Annotated in this window: 19 protein-coding genes, 1 pseudogene and 1 riboswitch; of the genes and pseudogenes, 2 read left to right on the top strand and 18 right to left on the bottom strand. The window is 33.3% G+C overall.

The window, feature by feature from the left end; all coding sequences use genetic code 11:
• Positions 1–214 precede the first annotated feature (214 nt).
• Positions 215–643: a DUF2621 family protein gene (locus OEV82_RS14020; RefSeq protein ID WP_173662611.1), complete on the top strand. Its 429-nt coding sequence runs from the start codon at positions 215–217 to the stop codon at positions 641–643.
• Between the two features lie 51 nt (positions 644–694).
• Here the strand turns inward: OEV82_RS14020 and OEV82_RS14025 are convergent, their stop codons facing one another.
• The 9 genes from OEV82_RS14025 to OEV82_RS14065 form a co-directional block, all read right to left on the bottom strand.
• Positions 695–1,057: a response regulator gene (locus OEV82_RS14025; protein ID WP_173662612.1), complete on the bottom strand. Its 363-nt coding sequence runs from the start codon at positions 1,055–1,057 to the stop codon at positions 695–697.
• Positions 1,058–1,083: 26 nt separating this feature from the next.
• Positions 1,084–1,791, bottom strand: coding sequence for a cytochrome c biogenesis CcdA family protein (locus OEV82_RS14030; RefSeq protein ID WP_173662613.1), 708 nt, complete (start codon positions 1,789–1,791; stop codon positions 1,084–1,086).
• A gap of 141 nt (positions 1,792–1,932) precedes the next feature.
• Positions 1,933–3,732 (bottom strand): ABC transporter ATP-binding protein, encoded by a 1,800-nt coding sequence (locus tag OEV82_RS14035; protein ID WP_173662614.1) that lies wholly within the window; start codon positions 3,730–3,732, stop codon positions 1,933–1,935.
• Between the two features lie 6 nt (positions 3,733–3,738).
• A complete protein-coding gene (locus OEV82_RS14040) occupies positions 3,739–5,487 on the bottom strand; it encodes an ABC transporter transmembrane domain-containing protein (RefSeq protein WP_263062236.1) in 1,749 nt (582 codons plus the stop codon).
• Positions 5,488–5,767: 280 nt separating this feature from the next.
• Positions 5,768–5,989: a YneF family protein gene (locus OEV82_RS14045; protein WP_173662616.1), complete on the bottom strand. Its 222-nt coding sequence runs from the start codon at positions 5,987–5,989 to the stop codon at positions 5,768–5,770.
• A 174-nt stretch (positions 5,990–6,163) separates the two neighbouring features.
• Positions 6,164–6,598, bottom strand: a complete 435-nt coding sequence (gene sirA / locus OEV82_RS14050; RefSeq protein WP_263062237.1) for a sporulation inhibitor of replication protein SirA — start codon at positions 6,596–6,598, stop codon at positions 6,164–6,166.
• 244 nt (positions 6,599–6,842) lie between these two features.
• Positions 6,843–7,076: a DUF896 domain-containing protein gene (locus OEV82_RS14055; protein WP_173662618.1), complete on the bottom strand. Its 234-nt coding sequence runs from the start codon at positions 7,074–7,076 to the stop codon at positions 6,843–6,845.
• Positions 7,077–7,166: 90 nt separating this feature from the next.
• Positions 7,167–7,826, bottom strand: a complete 660-nt coding sequence (locus tag OEV82_RS14060) for a YneB family resolvase-like protein (RefSeq protein ID WP_173662619.1) — start codon at positions 7,824–7,826, stop codon at positions 7,167–7,169.
• Positions 7,827–7,861: 35 nt separating this feature from the next.
• Positions 7,862–8,041 (bottom strand): hypothetical protein, encoded by a 180-nt coding sequence (locus OEV82_RS14065; RefSeq protein ID WP_173662620.1) that lies wholly within the window; start codon positions 8,039–8,041, stop codon positions 7,862–7,864.
• A 176-nt stretch (positions 8,042–8,217) separates the two neighbouring features.
• On the opposite strand from OEV82_RS14065, the gene lexA reads away from it, so the two are divergent.
• Complete coding sequence (lexA, locus tag OEV82_RS14070) at positions 8,218–8,838, top strand: transcriptional repressor LexA (protein WP_173662621.1); 621 nt, start codon at positions 8,218–8,220, stop codon at positions 8,836–8,838.
• Between the two features lie 345 nt (positions 8,839–9,183).
• On the opposite strand, the gene ribH is transcribed toward lexA, so the two are convergent.
• The 9 genes and pseudogenes from ribH to miaA form a co-directional block, all read right to left on the bottom strand.
• Entirely contained in the window at positions 9,184–9,654 is a 471-nt protein-coding gene (gene ribH, locus OEV82_RS14075; RefSeq protein ID WP_317630470.1) for a 6,7-dimethyl-8-ribityllumazine synthase, read from the bottom strand.
• A gap of 94 nt (positions 9,655–9,748) precedes the next feature.
• A pseudogene (gene ribB, locus OEV82_RS14080) lies at positions 9,749–10,336 on the bottom strand (3,4-dihydroxy-2-butanone-4-phosphate synthase); the annotation flags it as partial.
• A gap of 40 nt (positions 10,337–10,376) precedes the next feature.
• Positions 10,377–11,024: a riboflavin synthase gene (ribE, locus tag OEV82_RS14085; RefSeq protein WP_263062238.1), complete on the bottom strand. Its 648-nt coding sequence runs from the start codon at positions 11,022–11,024 to the stop codon at positions 10,377–10,379.
• Positions 11,025–11,259: 235 nt separating this feature from the next.
• A riboswitch (FMN riboswitch) is annotated at positions 11,260–11,412 on the bottom strand.
• 119 nt (positions 11,413–11,531) lie between these two features.
• Positions 11,532–12,866, bottom strand: a complete 1,335-nt coding sequence (gene glnA, locus OEV82_RS14090) for a type I glutamate--ammonia ligase (protein WP_173658567.1) — start codon at positions 12,864–12,866, stop codon at positions 11,532–11,534.
• 435 nt (positions 12,867–13,301) lie between these two features.
• Complete coding sequence (locus OEV82_RS14095) at positions 13,302–14,573, bottom strand: methionine gamma-lyase family protein (protein WP_173658010.1); 1,272 nt, start codon at positions 14,571–14,573, stop codon at positions 13,302–13,304.
• Positions 14,563–15,840: a GTPase HflX gene (gene hflX / locus OEV82_RS14100; RefSeq protein ID WP_263062239.1), complete on the bottom strand. Its 1,278-nt coding sequence runs from the start codon at positions 15,838–15,840 to the stop codon at positions 14,563–14,565. Before hflX ends, OEV82_RS14095 begins: the two co-directional genes overlap by 11 nt.
• A 100-nt stretch (positions 15,841–15,940) precedes the next feature.
• Positions 15,941–16,870, bottom strand: a complete 930-nt coding sequence (gene spoVK / locus OEV82_RS14105; protein WP_173658014.1) for a stage V sporulation protein K — start codon at positions 16,868–16,870, stop codon at positions 15,941–15,943.
• 414 nt (positions 16,871–17,284) lie between these two features.
• Positions 17,285–17,509 (bottom strand): RNA chaperone Hfq, encoded by a 225-nt coding sequence (hfq, locus tag OEV82_RS14110; RefSeq protein ID WP_173658012.1) that lies wholly within the window; start codon positions 17,507–17,509, stop codon positions 17,285–17,287.
• Between the two features lie 47 nt (positions 17,510–17,556).
• A complete protein-coding gene (gene miaA, locus OEV82_RS14115; protein ID WP_173658013.1) occupies positions 17,557–18,492 on the bottom strand; it encodes a tRNA (adenosine(37)-N6)-dimethylallyltransferase MiaA in 936 nt (311 codons plus the stop codon).
• Positions 18,493–18,807 lie beyond the last annotated feature (315 nt).

The raw sequence follows: 18,807 nt of genomic DNA on the forward strand, positions 1-18,807 counted from the left end.
TAGGTATACTACTAGACATAGGTAGGGTCATCCTTTCTCAATTTGTTTGGTCGCAAATCTGAGAATACCCTACCTATTTTTATTTATCTAGAAATTTGCTTACACAAAATTTTATACATCATCTTTGTTTTTCATAATTTATATTTTTGATATAATAGATTTGAATATTTTTAATATTAATTTAATTATACTTCATTTTTCTAGGAGGAGTTTTATGTTTAACGGCTGGTTTCAATGGTTTATTCTTTTTTGGATCTTTCTACTCCCAACCCTACTTGGAATTGGTGGATTTTTTATGTTTCGGAAATTTTTAAAAAGCCTTCCAAAAAAAGACGGGAAATCCGATTTAGATTGGGAAATCTATTATGTAGAAAAAACAAAAGATTTATGGGATCGAGAAACCCTTTCCCTTCTAGAAGAACTAGTATCACCGGTTCCCAAACCTTTTCGTGATGTCGCCCGTCAAAAAATCCAAGGAAAAATCGGTGAAATTGCTTTAAAAGAAAAAGCGAAAAAAATTACGAATGATATAATCATAAAGGGTTATATCATTGCCACACCAAAACGAGATCATAAGTTTTTACGTAAAAAATTAAGTGAAATGGATATATGTACAGAAAAATACGAACATTTATTTCAATAAAAATGAGGTTATCCTTTTCAATCCATTGTCTAAGGATAACCTTATTTTTTATTAATCAACAATATTTTTTTCTATCGTTTCTATAAGATTCGTTTCATCAAAAGGTTTTACGATAAAGTCTTTTGCACCTGCTTCAATCGCATGAACGACCATTTTTTGTTGACTTAAAGCAGAGCACATAATAATTTTAGCACTTGGGTCATTTTGTTTAATTTGTTTTACCGCTGCAATCCCATTCATATCCGGCATCGTAATATCCATAATCACGAGATCAGGTTTTAATTGTAAATATCTTTGAACTGCTTCTTTGCCATTTGTAGCCTCACCAATAACACGGTGTTCCGTTTTATCAATTGCATTTATAATTGTCTTTCGTAAAAATTTTGCATCATCCACTATCAATATATTCCCCACAAACAATCCTCCTCAAGGCATTTCGCTCAAAACCCTTGAAAACCGCCAGACAAAACGGTTAACCAGCTAATAAATATAGTCATTAAATCAAAAAACAACATTATACCGACGATTATCATTAAATAGCCACCTATTTTCATCAACCGTATATTATGACGTTGAATCCACTTCATTCTACCAATAAAAAAGGTCATAACTAAAAATGGTATAGCAAATCCTAATACATATGCGGTCATATAAATAAACCCCGCCGCAGGATTTGTAGCAGCTAAGGTGATAACTGCGCCTAAAATCGGTCCCATGCAAGGTGTCCAACCGGCTGCAAATGTTAGTCCCACCAATGCCGAACCGATATAACCTGATGGCTTATTTTTAAACTCAATACGTTTTTCACTCATTAAAGATTTCGGTTGTATCAAACCAACTGTCATTAATCCAAAGAATATGATAATAATAGCACCTATTTGTCTAATCAAATCCATGTTTTGTACAAATAAACTGTAGATATAGGTAGTGCTCATACCTAGTACAACAAAAACGACAGAAAAACCTAGAAGAAAAGAAATCGTATGTAATAAACTTCTTCGTCTAAGTAATACATTTTCTTCTTTTAATTCACCTACACTCATACCGGTAATATAAGATAAAAAGGCAGGGTATAACGGTAATACGCAAGGAGATATAAAACTTAAAACGCCAGCACCAAAAGCTAAATAAATATTAACATCCGTCAATAAAATACCCCCTATAATATTGATTCATGCTGACTGAAATTAAAGGAAAAAATGAAATAAATAGATTTATTATTAGTTTAATTGTATCAAATTTTATGACATAAAACATTTGTTATACATTACTACTATAAGCGCTCAATTTTATATTTCTTGCTGGACTACGTCAGCTATATTTTCTGAATGTCCGTTTTGTAATAGATACATTTTATAATATAAACCTTTTTGCGCTAGTAATTGTTGATGATTTCCACGTTCCACTATCTCACCTTTATGTAGTACAAGGATTAAATCTGCATCTTGAATGGTTGATAAACGATGGGCAATGGCAATGGTTGTTCGGCCTTTTCTCATTTTAGCTAAGGCTTGTTGAATCATTTCTTCTGTTTCAGTATCAATATTAGCTGTCGCTTCATCCAAAATTAATATTTTTGGATTTGTTACCATTGTTCGGGCAAACGCAAGCAACTGCCTTTGACCACTGGAAAATGTTGAACCCCTTTCTGTGACTTGTTGGTTATACCCATCTGGTAGCTTTTCAATAAATTGATTGGCTTGAACAAACTCCGCTGCCTCAATGATATCCTCATCTGTAAGTTCTTCATTGTGAAGTCTAATATTATCCTTTATCGTACCATAAAACAGAAAGGCATCTTGTAAAACAAGTCCCATTTTTTGTCTCAACTCATTCATATTATATTGTTTAATCGATACTCCATCGATTAAGATTTCCCCTTTTTCAAATTCATAAAATCGCATTAATAAATTAATAATGGAGCTTTTTCCACTTCCTGTATGTCCAACTAATGCAACGGTATCTCCAGGATTTGCGGTAAACGTAATATTTTTTAAAACTTTTTGATTACCATCATAAGAGAAAGTGACGTTCCGAAATTCAATTTTTCCTTTGCTGATTTGCACTGGCCGATTTTCTTGTTGGGGTGCCAATTCTTTTTCATCCAATAATTTAAAAACACGTGCTGCAGAAATAACCGCTTGTTGAAAAAAAGTTAATTGTTGCATAACTTGGTTAACTGGTTCAAAAAATCGGGATATATAGTTTACAAAAGCATATAAAACTCCGATTTCTATTGTTGATTCCATAGAGGTTATACCAAAAAAACTTAAAACAATTAAAATAGCTATGATATGAACTAAATCAACGGCAGGACGAAGAAGTAATCCATTTATTTTAATATTGTGGATCCCTGCTTCATAGTGTTTCGTATTGAGCTCATTAAATTCTTTTCTCATGCGCTTTTCTTGGCGAAACACTTGAATAATGGACATACCTTGTAAAGATTCGTTTAATTTCGCATTAAGTTGTCCGATTAATTCTCTTAACGCTGAAAAAGATGTAGAGCTTAATTTTCGATACATATGAATAATCCAAATAAGGATTGGTAAAAACAGTAAACAGAGAGCAGCTAACTTTATATCAAGTATAAACATTGCAACAAAAATTCCAATAAATAAAAAGATACTTTGGATGAAAATAGCTAAAACGCTGACAAATAACTCTTTAATCGCTTCCGTATCATTCGTGACACGTGAAACGATTGTTCCTACAGGAGTTTTGTCAAAATAACGTAAACCGAGCGTCTGAACTTTTGAAAAAACGTCTATTCGTAATTGCTGAATTATTTTTAATGCAATTTCTTGAAACTTTAATGACTGGATGTACATGACAACAGCACTAGTGAATAGAATAAATAAATAGAGTGATGCTAGTGTAATAATCGGTCCGGCAACGATATTGTTCGGTGCCACAAAGTCATCAATAAAAATTTTGATTAAGATTGGACCAGATACTTCACCGATTGTTACTAAACTTAATAATACAAAGGCAATAATAATTTGTTTTATATGTGGTTTAACATATTTTAACAAGCGAAAAAAAACCTGTCTTTGCTCTTGGGAATTCAGAATTGTGATCTTATCCATCTATCATTACCCTCCATGTTCTACAAGTGCTTCCAGCTGTTGTTGGTGATAGATTTCTTTATACCACCCATTTTCCTGCATAAGCGATTCGTGCACACCAATTTGGGTTATTTTTCCATCATCTAACACAATAATTAAATCTGCATGCTGTATAGCACTTAGTCTATGTGCTGTAATAATCGTTGTTTTTCCTTGACGGTTTTCTTTTAATGCAGTAAGAATCGATTCTTCTGTTTTCGCATCGACTGCAGATAAAGAGTCATCTAATATTAAAATTTCAGGGTTTAATAAAATGGCTCTAGCAATCGAGATCCGTTGTTTCTGTCCCCCGGATAAACTGACACCACGTTCTCCCACAATCGTATCATAGCCATCAACAAAACCTTGTATATCATCATGAACATCCGCAGTTTTTGCAGCTAAATAAATTTCCTCATCCGTTGCATTTGGTTTTGCAAAGGCAATATTTTCTTTAATTGTTGCAGAAAAAAGAAAATGATCTTGAGGTACATAACCAAAGGCTTTTCTTAATGCATCTAATCGATAATCTTTTATATCTCGCCCACCAATTCGAATTTCCCCATTATAACCTTCGAATTCACGTAAAAGCAGTTTTAATAAACTCGTTTTCCCAGCGCCGGTTTTTCCAACGATCCCGAGTGTTTTTCCTTGTTTTAACGTAAAATGAATATCCTGTAAAATGGATTTTTCATGATTCGGATATTGGAAGTTTGTAATACTGATTTCAATATCTCCACTAGGACTTTCGTCGATTGTTTGTTCACGATCGACAATATCTATTTTTTCATTTAAAAGGCGATAAACCCTGTCATAAGATGCACGCCCTCTTTCAACAATATTAAAAAACCATCCGAAAGCAAGCATTGGCCAAATAAGCAATCCTAAGTAGGTATTAAAAGCAATCAAATCACCAATGGACATACTTCCCTCAAGTACATATTTCGCTCCAAAGCCGATTGATAAAATGAAGGAGATGCCGACACATGCGGAAATAGTAGGATCGTATAATGAATCAATTTTGGCAACGGCGATATTTTTTTGTACGACTTCGTTAGAAAGCTTTTTAAAATCTTCAATATCTTCCTTTTCCTGCCCAAAAGTTTTGATCACTTTTATGCCTGAAATACTCTCTTGTGTTTTGTCATTTAAGAATGAAAAGGCTTCCTGTGCCTTTTTGAAACGGGCATGTAATGTTGTACCATACCAATTTGTCAAAAGCGCTATGATCGGCATCGGAAGGAGTGCAATTAATGTCAACTTCCAACTGATCGTTATAGCCATAGCGACAATGACAAATCCACCGGTAAGCAATGAATCAACTAAAGTAAGTACTCCTGATCCGGCTGTTTGTTGAATTGCTTGAATATCATTTGTTGCGTGGGCCATTAAGTCTCCTATACGCTTTCTTTGGTAAAAATGGGGAGACATTTTTGTAAAATGCTCATAAAGGCGTGTTCGAAGAATTCTTGCCAATTTTACCGATGCTCCAAAAATATGAATTCGCCAATAATAGCGAAGAATATACATAAGCATACCAGCGAGTATTAGAACGGATATCCAAACACTTAATTTCCCCCAAGTGATTGAACTCGCTTCAATTTCATCGGCTACAATACCGATCACCCGCGGAGGGACAAGTTGTAATATTGCCACTAAAAATAACATAAAAATTCCAGTTAAATATGCTTTTTTTTCTTGTTTAAAAAACCATGATAAATCACGAAAAACTTTCATGTTCATCCTCCAAATTAATTTCCTATGTAAATTATTCATGAATCTAATTTAAAAGCTTATAAAATCAAAGATATAGTTAAAATATCCCATCCTCAAATATAAAACTACTATTTATTTAATTTTGAATTTTACGACCAATATTGTAGAAAAAAATGACCACCTTTCCGATTCAGCATTAATCATACGGAAATAGTGATCATTGTGTCTGAATTACCTAAATATGTATTAATAACAAGGAGATTACCTTTTATTAATCTTATTTAGGAGTTTTGCTCTTGGATTATTGTTTTTCTTGTTGCTTATTAATCATATTCATCATTTGATTAATTTTCTTCTGCGATGGTTTTTGTCCCATTTGCATCATCATCACTCGGATCATTTGTTCATTAATTGGTGGATTTTTCTTCAAGTAGTCCATCATATATTTACGTGCTAAGAAAAATCCAATCGCAACGCCACCGAGTAATGCAACGACGATTAGTAAATAACCCCACCACGGCATAACATTATCCTCCTTCATGTTGTCTATAAAAAAGTTTACTAAAGGTATGTCGTTTTTACAATATGACAACATACACTATTTTTCCATTTTATTTCATTTTTATCAAGTAAATTTTACAATTTTCACCATCTAAAAACAAATTCGTCGTGAACAGCAGGAGACAACGATTTATGATTATATATAATGCTTCTCTTTCATTGGCTTAATCCAACCGAACCGTTCATTTTCAATATCAATTGCTAAAAAATTTAAGTCTACTTTACGTAAGGCTTCAAAAATTATCATTTCAGCATGTATACTACCTGTCGCATATAAAATACATCTTTTATTTTGTAAAGTTAATCGGGCAGAACTTGTCTTATTTTCTAGACAATAAACACCATCTTTCATATAGTAATCTTTATGTTTACTTAGTAGCTGAATTAACTGCTTATGAATGCGTAATACAGGCATTGTTTTCGTAATGTAATCAATTTGTTTATATAGGACCTTTTTTAAACTAGCATTTGCTTTTTCGTAATCTTTAAATAGATTATAGAAAATCCTTTCCCTACCATAATAATAATTGATAAATTGATCGTCAATTATATATAAATCGTATCTCCTCATCTTCACTACAACCCCTATTTCATTTTTGGAATATTTCATACTATTCCTTATATTGTATATGAAATAGGGTGAAATTTATGTCAAATTATTGTGAAAATAAGTTCTATCTTTGTCGAAATCATCATTATTCATAAAATAAGGAACCATCATAATAATATCCTTATTTACTAGATTAGATGGTTCCTTCATTATAACTCCTATTCATTTTTAAAGAAGTTTTTGACCATCATATTTCAAAATTAAATTAGTGATTTCTTTTACGCATTTTTATTTGTTTTAATTTTTCGGGTGTCACATCATTACCTTTGGCATCTACAATCGTCACATTTTCAAGTGTATTTTTTAATTGGTTTCGAACATTTTGTAAGTATTCACTTCGCAGTCGGGATTGTTCTTTTGCCTCTTCCATGGTCAACCCTTCTTTTTTCTTTTTAGCTGCTAACTCATTAATTCTCGCTATTTTTTCCTTTGAAATCATTTTATATACCTCTTTCTATCAAATTCTAAGATACATGTGAACACCTATAATCGTATAAAAAAACGGTTTTGAAGGCAATAAAAATGAGCATCATGATTTTTCCATTTTATGCTCATCTAGTTTATATTCTTGATATCTGCGGTGAACTGTCGCCTTTGATACGTGATAACCGAACCCACGTAATGTAGCAGCAATATCGTGAAATGTTAACCCTTTATCTCTTAGGCGCACAATCTCTTCAATTGGAACTTCTTTCCGTTCGCGACCTGCATTCGTTCCTCGATTTGATAAGTTCAGTTCAGGTCGATAACCTTTTTCAACAGCTCGTTCCATTCCTCTTTTTATTTTTATATTATGTAATTTTCTTTGATATTCTTCGACAAGGGCAACAATTTTTAAAACCATTGAATCTGCATCGGAAATTTGTAACTCTCCGTTATCTGATATTGTATAGATTTTTACCCCCAACTTAATTAGTACATGTAATAAAGCTATTTTGGCGTTCCCTCTTCCTAATCTTGTTTCATCTTGAATTAATAAAATGCGGTCATCCATATTTTCTAAATGTTCCATAACTTCCAATATTCCTGGTCGATCTAAATCATAACCACTTGCTTGTTCTTTGACAATTTTAACGACTTGGAAATTATGTTGATTTGCTAAATAAATTAATTCTTCTTCTTGCCTTTGTAATGAAGACTCTTGTGTATCTTTTTCCGTACTGACACGACAATATATAATTGCTTGCAAATAAACACCTACTTTTTCAAGATCTTATCTCTATTTTATTTCATTGAACTTTTCCATTCAACTGCGTAGTCAATATGTTGGTTTTCAAAATCTTGGTTTTCCTGTTCAATATGACTCTCAGACATTGTAAAGACATAAACGAAACTAAAAATGATAGATATGATTATTAATAGAATAACATAACAATAATTTTTCCAGAGTCTTTGTAAGATCATGATAACCACCCCAACCGAATATTTGTTCGTTTTTTGTTAAAGAAATTATAATACGAACATATATTTGTGTCAATATTTATCACGAAAATTTGTTCGTATTTTTCTCGAACTTACGTTTGTCAAACATCTGTCCGTCATGATATACTATTAAAAAATATGTTTGCGAGGTGGAAAATATGACCAAATTATCAAAACGACAACAAGAAATACTAGATTTTATAAAAAGAGAAGTTCGTGAAAAAGGTTATCCGCCATCTGTTCGTGAAATTGGTGAAGCTGTCGGTCTATCGTCTAGTTCTACTGTTCATGGTCATTTAGCGCGTTTGGAAAGTAAAGGTCTAATCCGTAGAGACCCAACGAAACCTCGGGCAATTGAAGTTTTAGATGGAAGAGAAATTACTGAACCAGAAGTACCTGTTCGCCAAGTGCCAATCGTAGGTCGTGTAACCGCTGGACAACCGATTACTGCTGTTGAAAATATTGAAGAATACTTTCCTTTGCCTGAAAAGTTAGCACCTAGCGGTGATCAAGTATTCATGCTTGAAGTAATGGGAGATAGTATGATTGAAGCAGGTATATTAGATGGGGACTATGTCGTTGTCCGTCAACAAAACAATGCCGAAAATGGAGATATCGTAGTAGCTATGACTGAAGATTATGAAGCTACAGTGAAACGGTTTTATAAAGAGAAGGATTATATTCGATTACAACCAGAAAATTCAACAATGGCTCCTATTATTGTAGAAAATGTAAAAATATTAGGAAAGGTCATTGGAGTTTATCGCCACATTTATTAAAAATATAATTTAACCATTGTAATTAAAAAGTCCTTAACTGCTCGACGCAGCTAAGGATTTTTAAATACTTTTATCTTATTGCAATATATCCGCACCATCTTAATAATTAGTGTTAGTGATAGTTTTTACCGTTGAACTTATATATATTTCTATTAAAATATTTTAATAAACCACTATCACCAAGTTATTTTTAAACATATTCAAAGACAGTTCTACACTCGGGTTTTGCCCTCAAATACTCGGTTCAGAGGCTTTTTTAACTTATTTTCGACTCGTTTTATCCTCGACCTCCCTTTACAATTAAATTCATATAAAAAACAATTCTTACGATATAAAAATATTCTATTAATTTGCGATCTCTTTATATAAATTTGCAAGTTCAATTGCTGTTACAGCTGCATCATATCCTTTATTACCCGCCTTTGTACCAGCACGTTCAATCGCTTGTTCAATAGTATCTGTTGTCAAAACGCCAAAAATAATCGGGACACCTGTTTTCATACTTGCACTAGCTACACCTTTTGCTACTTCATTACTAACATAATCAAAATGTGGAGTTGCACCTCTAATAACGGTCCCCAAAGTAATGACAGCATCGAACTTTTTAGATTCTGCTAATTTTTGTGCTGTTAGTGGAATTTCAAATGCACCCGGTACCCAGTATATTTCTATATTTTCATCTTCCACACCATGCCTTTTTAAAGCATCTTCTGCTCCCGTTAATAACCGTCCATTGATAAATTCATTAAACCTCGATACGACGATCGCCAATTTAAGTCCTGTTCCAATCAAATTTCCTTCATACACTTTTTTCACTTCTATCTCTCCTTCTATAAATATCTTAACATTCATAAATGAAAAAAGAATAATTTTTATAAATTTTAAACAACTAAACTAGTTGTTTTAATAAGTATCGTTGTAATTGTTCAATAGATACTAATTTACATTGAAATCGTTCTGCCATTTCAATAAGATGATTCAATCGTGCCATTGATCCGTCATCATTCATTATTTCACAAATAATACCGACCGGGTTTGCCCCAACTAATTTAGCAAAGTCAATGGCAGCTTCTGTATGACCAGGACGATTTAAAACTCCTCCATTTTTTGCAATTAAAGGGAACACATGCCCTGGCCTATTAAAGTCGGTTGCCTTACTTTGTGGGTCAAGGATTTTTTTGATCGTATGATAGCGTTCAAACGCACTAATCCCCGTCGTTGTATCTTTATGGTCGATCGAAACTGTAAAAGCCGTTTGTTTTGTGTCGGTATTATTTTCTACCATCGGATGTAAATTTAAACGATTAGCGATCTCTTCGGTAATCGGCGTACAAATTAATCCTCTTCCTTCTTTTGCCATGAAATTTATCGTCTCAGGGGTCGCAAAATCTGCTAAAGCTAGAAAATCACCTTCGTTTTCACGGTTTTCATCGTCAACGACAATAATTATTTTTCCTTGTTTTAAATCTTCTAATGCTTCTTCTATCGAATTGAACATTGGATTTCACTCCTCGATAAATATACAAAGAACGTATTGATTAAAATCCATTTTCTTTTAAAAAATCCATTGTAATACCTTTTGAATTGGTTGTTGTTCTTTTATTTTGTATAAAAGTATGCAAATATTTTGCAATCATATCGAATTCTAAATTAACCTTTTCTCCTTCTTTCTTTGAACCGATAATAGATGCTTTAGCTGTGTGTGGAATAAGAGAAATGGTTATCGTATTATGGCTCACTTTGAAAATAGTTAAAGATGTTCCATCAATCGCGATCGAGCCTTTTTCTAACACAAGGTGAGAAAATTTCTCTGGTATTTCTAATTCAATTAAAATCGAATTCTCATAATTTGTTCGTTTCCAAATCGTTCCGATACCATCCGTATGGCCCGTTACAAAATGACCTCCAAAACGACCGTTTGCTGCTAAGGCACGTTCCAAATTAACTTCCGAACCAACTTTTAAATATTTCAATGTGGTATCTTTATATGTTTCAGGCATGACATCAACTTCAAAGTGGTCCTTTGAAAAGTTTGTTACCGTTAAACAAACACCGTTAACAGCAATACTATCACCTAAATTTACATCATGTAAGATCTTGTTCGCTTTAATGGTAATCATTAAAGTTGGTCCATTTTGTCGAATTCGAGATACTGTTCCAATTTCTTCAACTATACCTGTGAACAAATACACATCGCCTCTTTCATCTTCAAAATAAAAAATTTTTCAATTGAATAATAAGGAATCCAAGAAACGGGGAGGGTTTAGAGGTGAAAATAATATGAATTGTTTGATAATAAAAGAAATGGATACTCTAACATTGAAGTAAAGTTTATAGATGAATAAAACCCCATACATGAAGTATGGGGCTTTAATGGTATGACAAATAAACGTTTAAATAGATAAATTTAAACGATACTATGACATCCTTCTCCCATCCAGACTTTAACTGTCGGTTTTGGAATTTCACCAAATCAGCCATTTCCATATAGAATGAAAATGGGTCACGGACTGAGAGAGTGCAAGCACCCTCATCACCGCCGGTCGGGAATTTCACCCTGCCCCGAAGGATTCCTTTATTTAATTTATTTTAATACTAACACATGCTTTAGATTAATACAACTAAAATATCAGATATTTCGTTATTCCTTTAATTCACTAAAAAAGTATAGATGAATTACGTTCAATCTATTTTTAATAAAGTTTCATATAATGGTCTCTTTCCCAATTTGTGACATGAGAGCGGAACATGTTCCATTCGATTTCCTTAGCTTCCACAAAGTTAGTAAAAATATGTGGACCTAAAGCATCTTTAATAACTTCATCTTTCCGCAGTTCTTCTATTGCGAAATGAAGTGTTCCAGGGAGATCGCTAATTCCTTCTGCTTCCCGTTCTTCTTTCGTCATCTCATATATATTTCGATCGACTGGAGCTGGTGGTGTTAATTTATTTTTAATACCATCTAACCCTGCTCTAAGTAATACAGCCATTGCTAAGTATGGGTTTGCTGCAGGGTCAACACTACGCAATTCAACACGTGTACTTAGTCCTCTTGATGTAGGAATACGAACAAGTGGACTACGATTTCTAGCTGACCAAGCAACATAAACGGGAGCTTCATACCCTGGTACTAATCGTTTATAAGAATTGACAATAGGATTGGTAATAGCTGTATATCCTGGTGCATGTTTTAAAATCCCTGCCATAAATTGATATGCTACTTCACTAAGCTGTAATTTGCCATTTGGGTCAAAAAACACATTTTCATTTCCCTTAAATAGAGATAAATTACAATGCATTCCTGAACCGCTTATTCCGTAAATTGGTTTTGGCATAAATGTAGCATGTAAACCATGCTTTCTTGCTATTGTTTTTACAACTAATTTAAATGTTTGAATGTTATCACAGGCAGTGACTGCATCGGCATACTTAAAGTCGATTTCATGTTGACCAGGAGCTACTTCATGGTGTGATGCTTCTACTTCGAATCCCATTTCTTCTAATTCAACTACAATTTCTTTACGACAGTTTTCACCTAAATCCGTCGGCGCTAGATCAAAATATCCACCATGGTCATTCAACTCTAATGTCGGTTCGCCGTATTCATCTAATTTAAATAAGAAGAATTCAGGCTCTGGACCTAAATTAAAGTGGGTGAAACCCATTTCTTCCATTTCGGATAACACTCGTTTTAAATTACTTCTTGGATCACCTGCAAAAGGCTTACCATCTGCTGTATATATATCACAAATTAAGCGTGCCACCTTTCCACGCCCTGCAGTCCAAGGAAAGATCACCCACGTATCCAAATCAGGATATAAATACATATCACTTTCTTCTATACGTACAAATCCTTCGATAGAAGAACCATCAAACATCATCTTATTATCTAGTGCTTTTGGTAATTGACTCAATGGAATCTCGACATTTTTAATTGTTCCTAGAATATCCGTAAATTGTAGACGAATAAACGATACTTCTTGCTCTTTTGCTAAACGTAAAATATCTTCTTTGGTATATTTCCCCATTCACTTGCCTCCATCTTTTAAATAGATTGGGTAAAAATAAATCTCACACAATTTTTTTCTTTGGAATGTTCACACAATAAAGATCCATCCAAAAAATTATGGTGTAATTATATTTCAAGAATATTTTAGTTGTCAATGCTAGATATGATATTCAGAAAAATTTTTTTATAAAATGGCGATTGTCCCTTTTTTTAATTTTTTACGTTTAAACACACACTTACTTCTTTCCATTTTTATTAATGGATCTAGAAAATTAAGATTTGGATGAAATGATAACCGAATCACAAATTGTTATGTAAATAAAACAATTGTCCCTTTTATTGGTACCAGTTTTTTTAATTTTATACACAACTTCGTTTCTTTTATCATAATTCCATCACGATTTCATTTAATAAAAAATTTGGGCTGTGTTCATTCAGCCCAAATTTTACCTTACTATTGGATATATAATAAACCCTTATCGATCAAATGATCTAAAGCAGTACAAATGGCGATTTTTACATGTTCATAAGTTAAACCGCCTTGTATATAAGCAACATAAGGTGGTCGGATTGGCCCATCTGCAGATAATTCAATACTAGAACCTTGAATAAACGTACCCGCAGCCATGATGACATCATCTTCATAACCAGGCATATAGCTTGGGTATGGAGTGAATTGCGAATTAATCGGAGAAGCATATTGAATAGCTTGACAAAATGCGATCATTCGTTCTTTATCATCGAATTGCACTGATTGAATTAAATCCGTTCTATTGGCATTCCATGCCGGGTCGGTATTTAGACCAAGTCGCTCTAGCATCGCCGAAGTAAATACAGCACCTTTTAAGGCTTGACCCACAACATGGGGTGCTAAGAAAAATCCTTGGTACATCTCAAGTAGGCTATATAATGATGCTCCTGCTTCTTTACCAATGCCAGGGGCAGTTAATCGAAAAGCACATCGGTCTACAAGATCTTGTCTTCCTACTATATAACCTCCTGTTTTCACTAAGCCAGCTCCAGGGTTTTTAATTAACGAACCAGCCATTAAATCTACACCGACGTGGGTTGGCTCTCGCAATTCAACGAATTCACCGTAACAATTATCGACAAAAACGATAATATCCTGCTTAATTTCTTTTACAAATTGAACCATCTCTTTAATTTCATCAATGGTAAATGAAGGTCGATTTGCATAACCTTTTGATCTTTGGATACCTACCATCTTGGTATCCGGTTTAATTGCCTTAGCTATTTTAGCATAATCGGGACGACCATCTTTTGTTAGTGGAACTGCATCATAACTTATGTTATATTCTTTTAAACTACCGATTCCGGTACCACGAATACCAACTACTTCCTCTAGCGTATCATATGGACTGCCAGTTATATAAAGCAACTCATCACCAGGACGAAGGATACCAAATAAACAAGTGGAAATGGCATGAGTTCCTGAGATAATTTGTGGTCGAACAAGCCCTGCTTCTGTTCCAAAATAATCAGCATATACTTTTTCTAAAGTATCCCGTCCGAGATCGTCATATCCATAACCTGTTGAAGGGTTAAAATGGGAATCACTTACACCATTTTTTTGGAAGCTTTTTAATACTTTGTATTGATTCGTTTCCACAATTTCATCAATTTTTTCATGAATTGGACGAATCTGCATTTCAACTTCTTTAATAATTGAATTTAATACGTTTCCGTTCTTTAATTCATTCCTCACTGCGTTTTCCATCTCCATTTTTATATTTTTTTATTTCTCCATGCAATGGGTGGTCTGTTAATATATATCCTTTACAAATATACGTTTCTTGTTTGTCGTTAAACTTTAACTCTCGTAAAATCGTTTCTTCTTTTAATCGAGATAAAGTTTTACCTTCAGTAGGCGGTAATTCCACGTTATATTCATCCATTTCTTTTAACAGCATATCTTCTATAAAACGTTTCACTTTATAACGATCCGTCTCTTTAAAAGCACTAATTTGTAAAACATCAGTTTCTGCAATTGGAACAAAGTCATGATGTTTCAGCTCAATTTTGTTATACAATGTTAATATTGGGATATTATCGGCTTGTAATTCAGTCAAAATTTTTTTAACCGTTTTCTCGTGTTGGAAATAATCAGGATTTGAACTATCAACGACATGTAATAGTAAGTCCGCTTCCCTTACTTCTTCTAGCGTAGAACGGAAAGCAGCAACTAATGTCGTCGGTAAATCTTCAATAAAACCAACCGTATCACTCAGTAAAACTTTATAACCACTAGGCAAAATCATTTGTCTTGTTAATGGATCTAGGGTGGCAAAAAGTTTATCCTCTTCATATGATTCTGCATCTGTTAAGCGGTTGAATAATGTTGATTTTCCTGCGTTCGTATATCCGATTAATGCGATATGAAACGATTTATTTCGTTTTCTTCTCTTACGATAGCGGATACGGTGTTCTACAATGACAGACAGTTGATTTTTTATATCTTGAATGCGTGCTCTTATATGTCTCCGATCTGTTTCGAGTTGTGTTTCCCCAGGACCTCTCGTTCCAATTCCGCCACCGAGCTTGGATAGTTCTGTTCCATGTCCTGCAAGTCTTGGTAATAAATATTCTAATTGGGCTAATTCGACTTGCAGTTTACCTTCCCTAGATTTTGCACGTTGAGCAAATATATCAAGAATTAATTGCGTTCGGTCAATGATTCGTACCTTTAACTCACGATTTAAATTCCGCATTTGACTCGGTGTTAATTCACTATTAAAAATCACCACATCAATTTCTAATTCATCAATTACTGGTTTTAACTCCTCAACTTTTCCTCGACCGATATATGTTGAAGGGTCTGGCCTATCTCTCTTCTGTGTAATTTGTAATTTAACAATACCATTTGCTGTATGTGTTAATGATGCTAGTTCCTCCATAGAATATTGAAATCGTTGTTCATCCATACTTGGTAGTCGACAACCAATTAAGATGACATTTTCTTTTGAATTAGACATAAAAATCACCCTGTTTTTGGAGGTTATTAATGAAAAAAATGCTCATCTATTGAGCATTGTCTCCATACGGTACTATTATATACCAATTATTCCCTATTTGCTATCGGTCGTTCGTAAAGATTAAATCATTACTGCGAATTGTCATTAAATCTGTTTTATCGTACTGGTTATTGATTAACAAGCGCATTGCCTGTTGTCGTATCGACTTTTCAATAATATTCCGAATATAACGTCCATTGGAGAAACGGCTTCGATAAACCGTTGTTTTTATCTGTACTAAATGTTCCTTTAACTTCCGTTCTGCATCAGAACTTAATATATACTCTCTGTTCTTTACCATTCTTCTTGCTATTTCCATTAATTGCTCGACTGAATAATCAGGAAATTCTATTATTATTGGAAAGCGTGATTCCAATCCTGGATTCAGTGACAAGAAATGATCCATTTCCCGCGAATAACCGGCAAGGATTAATACAAAATCATTCTGCTTATCTTCCATATGTTTGACAAGGGTGTCGATCGCTTCTTTACCAAAATCTTTTTCACCACCACGACCGAGGGAGTATGCTTCATCAATAAATAGAATGCCTCCCATTGCTTTCTTTATTACATCCCTTGTTTTCTGTGCTGTATGACCAATATATTCCCCTACTAAATCGGCTCTTTCACATTCAATTAAATGCCCCTTTGATAACACATTTACTTTATGAAATAATTTACCTATTAATCGAGCTACTGTCGTTTTTCCTGTTCCGGGATTTCCTTTAAACATCATGTGTAGAACTTGTTTACCTGATTTCAGACCTAATTCTTCCCTTTTTTTATTAACAATAATCCAAGCATATATTTCCTTAATGATCTTTTTCACTTCATCAAGTCCGACAAGTGAACCAAGTTCTTCTTCAATTTCCTTTAAAATTTCATGTTCTTCAGTCTGTTCTTTGGGTTTCCATTCTATCGGTTCCGGATAAATTTCGCTTTTCGGAATTTTTGGATTCAGTGTTATACTTATTTGTCCATTGTTTTTCATACGGAATGGTGGTTGGTTCAAGTTGTTCACCTCTCTATCAATACATCAGTATACGCTTCGATGCAAAAAAGGTGACATTCGCCCATTTAATTATTTATAGGGAACTCGAAAAAACATTTCTCGACAAAAATAAAATGGACTTGTCAGATCTTGCGCTTTCCCAAGAAATAAAAACGTTTTATGAGAACATTGAATGATTAGATCATTTAACTTTTTTCTTAAAAATGATGGCTACTGTATTAAAAATTCTTTTATTAGGAAAACACCTTTATTTAACTTTATTCAATAAAGTTTCAGTACATGCATTAAATAATGTATATTCAATTAAATAAGGCTTCCCATATGGATGCAAAACCTTTAATACATTGCATATGGGAAGCCTTATGTTTATTTAAGATTTGTTACATTTTATTATTATTCAACATTAATTTGTACATTACGTGTAGGTGAAAAGGTTGAGATTGCATGTTTAAAAACAAGTTGTTGTTTACCATCCGTCTCAAATAAAACTGTAAAATTATCAAAGCCTTTTACAAACCCACGTATTTGAAAACCGTTCGTCAGAAAGACCGTAACTTGAATATTTTCTTTTCGAAGTTGATTTAAAAATTGGTCTTGAATGTTAATCTGTTTGTTCATTTCTTGTCCTCCTCATTAATCTCCTTAAATAATTTATTCGATTTTAATTAAAACTTTCCTGCAATAAATTTAGAAATTTTTTCTAAATTTTCGCCAAACTTTTGCGAATCGGTCATATCAAACCATTCCACATCCATCTTATTTCTGAACCATGTTAATTGTCTTTTAGCAAAACGACGGGTGTTTTTCTTAATTTGTTCAATTGCCTCATCCAAAGATATTTTACCATCAAAATAATGGAATAGTTCTTTATAGCCAATCGCTTGTGTCGATTGAACATTTTTTAATCCTTGATCATAAAATACTTTTGCTTCTTTCACCAAACCTTGACGAATCATTTGATCCACTCGTTTGTTAATTCGTTCATATAAAACATCCCGCTCCATTGTTAATCCAACAAGCGCAACATCATAAAGCAATTCTCTTTGCTGGTTTAATTTTTGTTCAGTCATCGTCTGACCTGTTGTATAGTATATTTCAAGAGCTCGAATTACTCTTCGTTCATTATTTGGGTGAATGTTTTCCGCTGCTTGTGGATCAATTCTTTTTAATTCCTGATATAACGGAGCTATCCCCTCAAGTTCTAGTCTTCTATATAAGTTATTTCGTATATTATCATCTGTAGAATGATCATTAAATTGATAATCATAGATGACCGATTGAATATAAAGTCCGGTTCCACCTACAATCATTGGCAAATGATTTCGCTTAGTAATTTCAGTAATTTTTTTTCGAACTAGTTTTTGAAAATCAAAAGCAGAAAATGATTCCTCAGGGTTTTTTATATCAATGAGATGGTGTGGAATTCCATCCATTTCTTCTTTCGATATTTTTGCTGTTCCGATATCCATACCACGATATATTTGCATGGAGTCACCGCTAATAATTTCTCCCGAAAACCGTTTGGCTAATTCAATACTAATGGCCGTTTTTCCAACAGCAGTCGGACCTATAATAACAACTACTCTCTCTTTTTTTTCCAAAAAAACTCACTGCTTTCAAGCATTTTTTATAAATTGTATTTCAAGTTTACCATAATTTTCTAAATATGTTAAACATCAAACTATTATTGCCAAAAAATATAAGAATAAACATTTACTTTTTTTCAAGTTACAAAAGGTTATTTAATCTGTTTTGAAAAATTAATGAATGATATAAAAAGCATCCTGAAGGATGCTTCAGCTTGTAGACAAAGTCCCTAACTAGTGGCCAAATCTACAGGTTTTTTTTGTATAATAGGGATAGAATTCTTGGTTAACGGGGGAAATTTAGGATGTTATCGAAGCGTACAGACAATA

Origin of the sequence: Pallidibacillus thermolactis (assembly GCF_025660415.1) — a bacterium.
In the GTDB taxonomy this organism is placed as follows: Bacteria; Bacillota; Bacilli; order Bacillales; family Caldibacillaceae; genus Pallidibacillus; species Pallidibacillus thermolactis.

Bases quoted from the DNA above. Each gene is read 5' to 3' on its own strand.
- OEV82_RS14020 (WP_173662611.1), top strand. From the start codon at position 215: ATGTTTAACGGCTGGTTTCAATGGTTTATTCTTTTTTGGATCTTTCTA.
- OEV82_RS14035 (WP_173662614.1), bottom strand. From the start codon at position 3,732: ATGGATAAGATCACAATTCTGAATTCCCAAGAGCAAAGACAGGTTTTT.
- OEV82_RS14040 (WP_263062236.1), bottom strand. From the start codon at position 5,487: ATGAAAGTTTTTCGTGATTTATCATGGTTTTTTAAACAAGAAAAAAAA.
- OEV82_RS14045 (WP_173662616.1), bottom strand. From the start codon at position 5,989: ATGCCGTGGTGGGGTTATTTACTAATCGTCGTTGCATTACTCGGTGGC.
- sirA (WP_263062237.1), bottom strand. From the start codon at position 6,598: ATGAGGAGATACGATTTATATATAATTGACGATCAATTTATCAATTAT.
- OEV82_RS14055 (WP_173662618.1), bottom strand. From the start codon at position 7,076: ATGATTTCAAAGGAAAAAATAGCGAGAATTAATGAGTTAGCAGCTAAA.
- OEV82_RS14065 (WP_173662620.1), bottom strand. From the start codon at position 8,041: ATGATCTTACAAAGACTCTGGAAAAATTATTGTTATGTTATTCTATTA.
- lexA (WP_173662621.1), top strand. From the start codon at position 8,218: ATGACCAAATTATCAAAACGACAACAAGAAATACTAGATTTTATAAAA.
- glnA (WP_173658567.1), bottom strand. From the start codon at position 12,866: ATGGGGAAATATACCAAAGAAGATATTTTACGTTTAGCAAAAGAGCAA.
- hflX (WP_263062239.1), bottom strand. From the start codon at position 15,840: ATGTCTAATTCAAAAGAAAATGTCATCTTAATTGGTTGTCGACTACCA.
- spoVK (WP_173658014.1), bottom strand. From the start codon at position 16,870: ATGAAAAACAATGGACAAATAAGTATAACACTGAATCCAAAAATTCCG.
- hfq (WP_173658012.1), bottom strand. From the start codon at position 17,509: ATGAACAAACAGATTAACATTCAAGACCAATTTTTAAATCAACTTCGA.